At 50.0% G+C, this 356-nt stretch carries 1 protein-coding gene; it reads right to left on the bottom strand.

Translation table 11 applies throughout. The features are described 5' to 3' along the window. Positions 1 to 356 (bottom strand): immunity 49 family protein (locus L990_RS20270; RefSeq protein ID WP_197057332.1); only part of this gene is annotated, 356 nt, incomplete at both ends.

Genomic DNA, 356 nt, shown 5'->3' on the forward strand with positions numbered 1-356 from the left:
CGCGGGCATTGATACGTACTTCTTCAAAAGGCTGTCGTCATTTCTTGCCCGATGGATTTTGGGGCTTACCAGCGCGCTCAGCGCCTCCTCGCACTTTGACCTATCCCTAGCGTATAGCGCCTTGAAAAAATCTAGCTCATACTTCTCTGACTCTAGGTGTACGGCATTCTTTTTCAAATAGACAGTCTCCATAATGTTTAGGTTTCGTTCTACAAGGGCGGTTTCGCCCTTTAGAAACTGCTGGATGGTATGCACGAATATGGCTCCTTCGCCTGCCAGTACGTTCTCCTCCATGGTGATGGGCACAGGGAGGTTGGTGTCATCGTCGTAGTAAACGCTGCGGTAGGTAAGGTTGG

This window comes from Alistipes sp. ZOR0009, from assembly GCF_000798815.1.
GTDB lineage: Bacteria > Bacteroidota > Bacteroidia > Bacteroidales > ZOR0009 > Acetobacteroides.